The organism is Streptomyces azureus (genome assembly GCF_001270025.1).
In the GTDB taxonomy this organism is placed as follows: Bacteria; Actinomycetota; Actinomycetes; order Streptomycetales; family Streptomycetaceae; genus Streptomyces; species Streptomyces azureus.
Genome location: NZ_DF968208.1, coordinates 1 through 7,222 on the forward strand (window position 1 = coordinate 1; position 7,222 = coordinate 7,222).

The window sequence follows — 7,222 nt, forward strand, 5'->3', positions numbered from 1 at the left end:
ACGGCGACGACTCGGATACGCCGGGAGGTTACGGGGATACGCCGTCGACGCAGCCCCCGAGCACGCCGCCGGCGAAGCCGAAGCCGCCGACCACACCACCGGCGACGAAGCCGCCCACGTCGGCGCCGCCGACCGCCCCGCACCCCGAGCCCTCGACGAAGCCACCCGCCTCGCCCCCGACGGAGCCGCCCTCCCTCCCCGACACCGGGGCTGGGGAGCAGACGCTTGTGGTTTCAGCCGTCGCCGCGTTCCTGCTGACGGGCGGCGCCATCCTGTATCGGCGAGGCCGAGCCGCGTCTCGTCGGTAGTGCTCCGTTCTGGGTGCCGGACGCATCGCGTCCGGCACCCAGGTGCGTATGGGATCCCCATGGGGCGCTCTCTCGGCTGCCGCCGTTGAGCGGACGAAGGGTCAGGCATGGGTGCACAGCCGCGGCGGCGCAGAGGATGGCCCGCGTACGTAGCGGTCGCCATTGCCGTGCTGGCCACCCGTGGACGCCTCCCGGGACGGCCGTCGGTGGTCGGCATCGACAAAGATCACCCTGACGAGCCGAAGTCAGTATCGCGTGATCCTGAGGAGCCTGTTCGGTGAGCCGGGGCCGATGTTGCGCAGAACTCCCTTGATCTATCGCAGGATCAGGATCGTGGATACGGTTGCCGGGCTGGCCGAGGGGCGGGAGGTGAGTTCGAGGGCTGCCGCGCCCGCGGCATGGGGGGCTGCCATCGAGGTGCCGAAGAGGGTGGCTGTCGCGGTGTCGCTGGTGTGCCAGCCGACGGTGATCGATGATCCCGGGGGCGAACAGGCCCAGGAGTGAGCCGTAGTTGGAGTAACTGGCCTGGTAGTCGGAGCTGGTGGTGGCCCGACGGTGATTGCGGCCTTCGCCCGGGCGGGTGAGTAAAAGGCCGCGCTGGCATTGGAGTTGCCGGCAGCGACGGTGTAGGTGATGCCAGAGGCAATGGAGTTGCGTACCGCCGTGGCCAGCGCTGGGCTGGCGCCCCCGCCCAGCGACATGTTGCCGACAGCGGCCGTGGATCTTGGTCCCGCCGGGCTGCGCGAGGCTGTTGAGGTAGCTCAGCGAGCTGTTGGTGAACGTGTAGCCATTGGTGGTGGCGTTCAGGTCCGACCGGGACCGCCTGCTCCGTGAGCCGGCCGTGCTCCGTCACCCAGGCCAAGACCAAGGTGCGGGCGACCAGCAACTCCATGACAGGCGACATCACCGTCGAGCTCGCCGACGGCCTACCGGCTCTCCGCGCCGCTCGCCTTCACCTCGGCGGACTCCGGCACAGGCGGCTACACGGTGACCTGGAAGGCCGCACTGGACGCCCACCCCGTCATCACCGGAGCGCAGAAGGTCACCGGCTGGACCGTGCAGCACTCGGCCAAGAACATCTGGCAGAGCAACGTCGGCACCGGCTTCGACACGCGCCATCTGTCCGTCGACGGCCTGGAGCCGCACGGGCCTGGACCAGCAGCAGTGGAAGTACTTCCGGGCCATCGCCGAGCTGTTCTTCGACCGGGGCCTGGTCTTCGGCACTCCGGATTCCCGGTACGGCGACGGCAGACCGGTCTATGAACGCGGCAGACCCCACGGCACGCAGTGGACGCTGGTGGGAGTCGCCTGCCCGGATCCGCGACGGCTGAGGGCCTGGGCGGAAGAACCGGCCCTGCTGGTCCCCTCCCACAGCGATCTCGACTGGGGCCGAGGTGGTCGATGACGCGGTCAGCTGCGGACTTTGAGATGCCGAACAGCGGAGCGAGCTGCCGCATCGTCAAGTTCGTGCGCCAGTAGGCCGTCACGAGCAGGACTCGCTCCTCCAGCGGAAGGCTCCACGGCCGGCCTCTACGGACCGCGTCCGCGCCCTCGCGCCGCAGTGCGCTCACCAACTTAGGAATCCTAAGAAAAGTGGTGGGCTTGACCTGGTCAGAGGTCGGTGTCGTGCACGAGGCCGCCGGGTAGCGGGACGCGGTCAGCCGCGTAATCGCACGCGATAAACCTGGCGACGTCGGCGATCATCCCCGGGATACTGGTCGCCCATGGATGAGGTCAAAGTCGTCGTCGCCCATTCCGAGCGCGCGACTCTGCGCGTCGGTGACGTGTTCTTGAAGGTGGACGCCGATCAGGCGCGCATCGACGTCGAGGTCGAGGCGATGTCCCTCGCGCCGGTCCCGACCCCGGAGGTCCTGTGGCGCGAGCCGCCCGTGCTCGCGATCGCCGCACTCCCGGGGACGACGCTTGGGCGCCTCGGCGGGCCGTCGACCGGGTCCCCGGCGGCGTGGGCCGCGGCGGGCGCCGCCATCCGGAAGCTGCACGAAGCGCCCCTGCCGCCCCTGCCGGGCCGGGCCGGCCGGAGCATCGTCGCGCTGGCGGCGGAACTCGACGACGAGTGCGAGTTGCTCGTGACGAACGGTGTCCTGCCCGCTGACCTGGTCACCCGCAACCGCCAGGTCGCCGAGGCCGCGCTCCGGCCGTGGACTCCGGCGTTCACACACGGCGACCTGCAGATCGCGCACGTCTTCGTCGACGGTGACGAGGTCACCGGCATCATCGACTGGTCCGAGGCGGGCCAGGGTGATGCCCTGTACGACCTCGCCACCTTCACGCTCGGACACGACGAGCACCTCGACGACGTCATCGCCGGCTATGGCACCGACATCGACCTCGACGTGATCCACGCGTGGTGGTCGTTGCGAAGCCTGCTGGCAGTTCGTTGGCTGATCGAGCACGGCTTCGACCCCTTCGCGCCGGGCTGTGAGGTCGACGTGCTGAGATCCCGGATGTGAGGCTGCGCGGGCCCGACTGCTACGTATGCGTTCTGACGCATCGAGTAGGCCATCCCCAGCTCTCGCCGATCTTCAGAGGGTCGACGGAGTCCAGCGGCACGAACGCGACGATCTCGATCGCCTTCGCCTTCGCCGTCGGCAGCGGCAGGTCTCGCAGCTCCTCGTCGCTGATCGGGATGACCCGCTCCTTGGTCAGCTGGTAGCCCTGGTCGACCTCGCGGTCCTCGATCTCGCAGTACTTGCGCACCCGCACCCGGCCCATGTCCTCCAGGTGGTACTGGTGAAACCTGATCCAGTGGTCCTCGGTGGCGCTGGCCACGGTGATCGGCACGGTGACCGAACCAAAGCTGATCGCGCCGCTCCAGATGTTCCGGGACATGACAAACCTCCGCGGCCACCTCGAGCAACATCAGGCTATGCGCTGCGCGCAACCGCAACCGCAACCGCAACCGCGCACGTGCAAGGACGCGCACCCGCGGCTCTTCGCTCAGGCGGGTTGGCCGCGGTAGGTGAGCCCTTCCAATAGCAATCGCGGCCGCGGCTTGACACTGGCGCCTCCCTCCAGACCGAGCCGGGCCAGTTCGGACCCGTAGGCCGCGCTGAGGATCCACGCATGGGGAAGCGGTTACCCGGGCGGCACGGAGTCAGACTGACGGGCCGTCAGTCCTGGCCGGATCATCGGGGGTCCGTCAGGGGTGCGTCAGGGGCGGCTCCGGGGGATCCCCTATGCCACTCCGGCGCGAGTAGCCATCACTCTGTGATTAGCCGATAACGACTAATCAGGAATGACTATCTAGCCTCGCGTCGAGGAGGACCCCGATGGAGAACCGGATACGCCCTGTCCCTCGTTCCTTACTGATCACGCTGTACTGCTACGCCGTACTCGCCCTGGCCGCAGGCCTGTTACCGCCCCTGGTCGCGGCCGCGCTGAGACTGCCCGAGGCCCGTACGCCGGTGTGGCTCGCGTCCTCAGTGATGGCTGGCGGGCTCGCGCTGCTGCTCACTCGCCAACGGCGCCCGTCCCGCCCGCTCGTGCTGCTCCTGGGGTGGCTGCTGCTCGTCCTGGCCACCGTGCAGGCGTTCGGCGTCTCGGACCTGCCGGCCCTCGCGGCGATGTACGCCCTCACGCCCGTGCTGGCCTCACTGGCCGGGCGGCTCACCGGCCGGCCCCGCAAGGCCCTGGTCGCGGCGCACGTCGTCGCCGCCGGCTGCTGGAGCGGTGTCGCGCTGATGATGTCCGCAGTCGGGCTGGTCGCGCTGACCAGCGACGACATCGAGTACGTCGCCTCGGCGTACGCGCTCATGGAAACCTTCGACGTCAGCCTCCTGGCCTGGCTGAACTTCGCTGCTACCTTGTCGGGGATCGGTGTGGCCCTCACCTCCGAGTGGGGTGTGTTCCGGTACCGCTGGGTGGCCGCCAAGCTCGCGATCTCCGTGTCCATCCTGTTCCTGGCCTTCGGCTGGCTGCACGACACCCTGGAGACGACCGCGCTGGATGCCGAGCACCTGGCGGAGACCGGCCAGTCCGCCGCGCGGCTGGGCAGCTCGCCGGCACTGGTGGCCGCGGGGTTCGGCTTCGCCTTCCTGCAACTGCTCGCTGCCGTCCTGCTGTCGTTGTACAAGCCGGGCGGCAGAACCAGGCGGGGCCGCCGCCTCCTGGCCGAGCGGCGCGGGGCGCGCTCCCGGGAGATGCCGGTCATGGTGGCCGACGTACGCGAAGTGGCCAGGGAGGTCGCCGAGCTGACGCTCCGTCCGGCCGGGCGTGAGCGGCTGCCGGGCTGGGAGCCGGGGGCGCATGTGGACGTGGTGCTGCCGTCGGGGAGGGTGCGCCAGTACTCGCTGCACGGTGAGGACCCCGACGCCTACCGGATCGCGGTGCTGCGCGAGGAAAACGGCCGTGGCGGCTCAGCCGAGATCCACCGCCTGACCACCGGCACGCGCCTGACGGTCCGCGGCCCGCGAAACCACTTCCCTCTGGTGGAGGCCCCCGCGTACCTGTTCGTCGCGGGAGGCATCGGCATCATCCCCTTCCTGCCGATGATCCGCCGGCTGGACGCGGCCGGTGCCGAGTGGCGGCTCGTGTATCGCGGGCGGTCCCTGGACCGGATGCCCTTCACCGACGCGCTTGTACGGACGTACGGCGACCGCGTCACGCTGCTGCCGTCCGACACGCACGCCCGCCCCGACCCGGCCGCTCTGCTGCGGGACGCGCCGACGGGAGCCGCCGTGTACTGCTGCGGCCCGGAGGGGCTGATCGACGCGGTGGCCTCTGCCATGCCCGCCGCCTGCCCGCAGGGCACGCTCCGCGTCGAGCGCTTCGCCGCCCGTGGACGCAGCACGGAGGATGGGGCCGACCGGCCCTTCGAGGCCGAGTTCGCGCGCAGCGGGCGGGTCGTCCGGGTGCCCGCCGACCGGAGCCTGCTCAGCGTCATCCAGGAGATCGATCCCACGGTCGACCGCTCCTGCGAGGACGGGATTTGCGGCAGCTGCGCGACGCGGGTGCTCGACGGCCTGCCCGACCACCGCGACGACATCCTGCCGGCCGACGAGCGGAAGCGGGCCGACATCATCTATCCGTGCGTCTCCCGCTCCCGCAGCGAACGCATCGTGCTCGACGCCTGACCACGGGGAACGAAGGGAGACGCGCATGAACAGCCGCAAGAACCCGAACGAGACGGACGAGTCGAAGAACCTTCCCGGCCGGCGAGGTCTGCTCGGCCGGGCCGGGGCCGCCGCGGCGGGCGTGACCGCCGCGAGCGTCACCGGCCTGTGGGGCGCCGGGCCTGCGGTGGCCGCCGCCCGGGGCGACGAGGACCTGCGCCGCCTGTTCACCCACCCGGTGCTGGGCACCTGGCGGGGCACGGTCAGCCGCTCCGACGGCGAGGTCGAACAGACCCTGCTTGCCTTCCACCCAGGAGGCATGTTCACGGCTTTCACCGACGGCATCCACGTCGCCGTGGGGCGCTGGGAGGACAGCGGCCGCACGCGGGTCAGGTTCGGACTCTGGCAGGTCCTGCCCGTGGACATCCACGGGTTGCCCCACGCGTACAAGGGCGAGGTCCGGGCCCTGCACGACGCGAGGCTGTCTGGCGACACCCTGGTCTCGCGGGGCGTAGGCAAGGGCATCGACCTCGACGGCAACCTCCTGCTCACCGTCGACGTCGAGGTCAGGGCTACCCGTTTCGGCCTGAGCCTGCCCGAAGGCTGAGGCCGGTACCGGCCCCTCCGCTCGGCCGCGGTGATTCAATCGGACGACAGGAGCGACGACAGCGGAACACGATGGGGGAGGGCCATGGACCGGGAACGCCGCAAGGTGAGCAACCCGCTCGCGCTCGCCGTGCTGGCCTTCCTGGTCCAGCGGCCGATGCACCCGTACGAGATCGGCAGGCTCCTCAAAGAGCGGAGGCTTCAGCAGAGCATCAAGTACCGCAACAGCTCGCTCTACATGGTGGTCGAGCAACTGCACCGGGACGGCCACATCACCCCGCAGGACACCTTCCGAGAGGGGCGCCGCCCCGAGCGCACCACCTATGCCCTCACGGACAGCGGAAGGGCCGAGCTCCACGCCCGGATGCGCGAACTGGTCTCCACGCCGGTCAAGGAGTACCCCACCTTCCAGTCCGTCCTGGCCCTCCTGGTGGTGCTGCCCCCGGGCGAACTGCCCGCCCTGCTCGACCACCGTCTGCACGCCCTGGCCGAACGGGCCGGGGAGATCCGCGCCCGGCTCGACGCCGCCCCGGCCAAGGGAGTGGACCGGGTCTTCGTCATCGAACACGAATACGAACTGGCCCTCGTCGAGGCGGAGGCCTCCTTCGTCCGCCGCCTCGCCGACCAGCTCGGACAGGACCCCGACGGCTTCGGCGCCTTCTGGCACGAGCTCCACCCGGCGGACGGAGCCTAGAGGCCCTGTCTCTTCGATCAGGTGGCGCGCGCCACTGTGATGCCTGCTCGTGATGGTGGGCGTGACCGATGAGTCTGGCGGGCCGCTGCGGTCTGTTCCCGTAGTGGCCATGCTGAAAGGCGGTCACGCTGCACATCACCGTCAGGCGAGTAGCTGCAATGCGAGGAGCGCTGTGATCATCATTGCCGGGAAGTTGTGTACGCGCCGGCGGCGAGCAGGTCAACCGCAAGCTCATTTGGTGAGGCAGCGGATGCAGGCGAGGGTGCGGGCGGTGGCATCCGGTCAGCCAGGAGGCGGTGCTTCCGATCGTCCAGCGGTGGCGGCCCAGGCGGCTCGAGGACTCCATGCCCTTGTGGGCGACGCCGCGCTTGTGGAGCCAACGACGCGGGTGGTCGTAGTCGTCGTACCCGTTGGCGGTTGGAGCTTGGTCGGCTGGCGTCGGCGTGGACCGCGGCCGGAGTGGATCGGCTGGGGTTCCGCAGGCGTTTCAGGGCCTGGCTGTCGTGCGGGTTCGAGCCGGACCAGGCATGCGGTCCGCGCGT

7 protein-coding genes and 2 pseudogenes are annotated in these 7,222 nt (G+C 70.0%); 5 read left to right on the forward strand and 4 right to left on the reverse strand.

What is annotated here, in order from left to right; genetic code table 11:
• Window positions 1–28: 28 nt before the first annotated feature.
• Window positions 29–205, reverse strand: a complete 177-nt coding sequence (locus AOQ53_RS45785; RefSeq protein ID WP_236711588.1) for a hypothetical protein — start codon at window positions 203–205, stop codon at window positions 29–31.
• 22 nt (window positions 206–227) lie between these two features.
• On the opposite strand from AOQ53_RS45785, the gene AOQ53_RS45790 reads away from it, so the two are divergent.
• On the forward strand, window positions 228–308 hold the full coding sequence (locus AOQ53_RS45790) for a hypothetical protein (protein ID WP_236711587.1): 81 nt from the start codon (window positions 228–230) through the stop codon (window positions 306–308).
• A gap of 314 nt (window positions 309–622) precedes the next feature.
• Here the strand turns inward: AOQ53_RS45790 and AOQ53_RS40360 are convergent, their stop codons facing one another.
• Both AOQ53_RS40360 and AOQ53_RS40370 read right to left on the reverse strand, forming a co-directional pair.
• Window positions 623–1,009 (reverse strand): S8 family serine peptidase, encoded by a 387-nt coding sequence (locus AOQ53_RS40360; RefSeq protein ID WP_078945148.1) that lies wholly within the window; start codon window positions 1,007–1,009, stop codon window positions 623–625.
• Between the two features lie 684 nt (window positions 1,010–1,693).
• Window positions 1,694–1,885, reverse strand: a pseudogene (locus AOQ53_RS40370) (helix-turn-helix domain-containing protein); the annotation flags it as partial.
• A gap of 147 nt (window positions 1,886–2,032) precedes the next feature.
• Between AOQ53_RS40370 and AOQ53_RS04615 the strand changes: the two are divergent.
• Entirely contained in the window at window positions 2,033–2,779 is a 747-nt protein-coding gene (locus AOQ53_RS04615) for a phosphotransferase family protein (RefSeq protein WP_059415198.1), read from the forward strand.
• Window positions 2,780–2,834: 55 nt separating this feature from the next.
• Here AOQ53_RS04615 and AOQ53_RS04620 read toward each other — a convergent pair.
• Window positions 2,835–3,158: pseudogene (locus AOQ53_RS04620) on the reverse strand (Ku protein); the annotation flags it as partial.
• 440 nt (window positions 3,159–3,598) lie between these two features.
• Between AOQ53_RS04620 and AOQ53_RS45795 the strand changes: the two are divergent.
• The 3 genes from AOQ53_RS45795 to AOQ53_RS04635 all read left to right on the forward strand — a co-directional run bounded on the left by AOQ53_RS45795 (window position 3,599) and on the right by AOQ53_RS04635 (window position 6,680).
• On the forward strand, window positions 3,599–5,401 hold the full coding sequence (locus tag AOQ53_RS45795; RefSeq protein WP_236711586.1) for a PDR/VanB family oxidoreductase: 1,803 nt from the start codon (window positions 3,599–3,601) through the stop codon (window positions 5,399–5,401).
• A 25-nt stretch (window positions 5,402–5,426) separates the two neighbouring features.
• Complete coding sequence (locus tag AOQ53_RS04630) at window positions 5,427–5,987, forward strand: hypothetical protein (RefSeq protein WP_059415200.1); 561 nt, start codon at window positions 5,427–5,429, stop codon at window positions 5,985–5,987.
• 84 nt (window positions 5,988–6,071) lie between these two features.
• Entirely contained in the window at window positions 6,072–6,680 is a 609-nt protein-coding gene (locus tag AOQ53_RS04635; protein ID WP_059415201.1) for a PadR family transcriptional regulator, read from the forward strand.
• The last annotated feature ends 542 nt before the right edge of the window (window positions 6,681–7,222 follow it).